The sequence below is a fragment of the bacterium genome (genome assembly GCA_040756715.1).
In the GTDB taxonomy this organism is placed as follows: domain Bacteria; phylum UBA9089; class UBA9088; order UBA9088; family UBA9088; genus JBFLYE01.
Genome location: JBFLYE010000111.1, coordinates 8,069 through 8,751, shown reverse-complemented (window position 1 = coordinate 8,751; position 683 = coordinate 8,069). Strand labels below are relative to the sequence as shown.

2 protein-coding genes are annotated in these 683 nt (G+C 31.9%); one reads left to right on the top strand and one right to left on the bottom strand.

The genetic code is table 11. The annotated features are described in order from the left end of the window. Positions 1 to 255: 255 nt before the first annotated feature. Positions 256 to 408: an ATPase domain-containing protein gene (locus AB1397_04205; protein ID MEW6482185.1), complete on the top strand. Its 153-nt coding sequence runs from the start codon at positions 256 to 258 to the stop codon at positions 406 to 408. Positions 409 to 424: 16 nt separating this feature from the next. Here AB1397_04205 and AB1397_04200 read toward each other — a convergent pair. Continuing rightward, the coding region (locus AB1397_04200) for an SEC-C metal-binding domain-containing protein (protein ID MEW6482184.1) at positions 425 to 683 on the bottom strand (259 nt) is incomplete at its 5' end.

Genomic DNA, 683 nt, shown 5'->3' with positions numbered 1-683 from the left:
TTTTGAAGTAGTTCTTCTTCTGGTTCCCTCTCTATTATATTTATCGGCATAAAATGAGAAAAAGTTAAACTGTCAAAGAGCAATTTTTGAGAAACGAACTTCAAGGTTGCGAAAAATAAGAAATTTTATAAAACTTAACCTTCAATCCAAAATTCAAAATTTAGAATTCAAAATTTCTTAAACAGATAAACACACCCTATCTATTTTTCCACTAAGTGAGGGGAGATACCATAAAACACTAAACACATACCATATGTGATTATTGATCACATCTTTCTTTTGGATTATAAAGAGGAAGGTAGGAGAAAGACAATATCTGTTCTTAAGACAAGGAGCCTAGAGCATGACAAGGGAATCTTTGAATACGAGATCACCGATTCTGGAATAAAGATTTTTGATGAAAGGTAATTTTTTTGCCAATTTTTCATTTTCCACAACAAAGCTTGTATTTCTTTCCACTTCCGCAGGGGCAGGGAGAATTCCTTCCTATCTTTGGTGTTTTCCTCTTTACTGTTTGAGGAATTTCAAGCCTCTCTTCGGCTATTTTCTCTTTCATCTCATCGGTTACTAACCCCTTCTCATCCAGAAATTTAAAATATAGCTTAAAAAGTTTTTGAATATTTTTAAGGTTTTGTTGATTTATAGAAACCTTTTTTCTAATCTTAAGAAATATTTCCATTGCT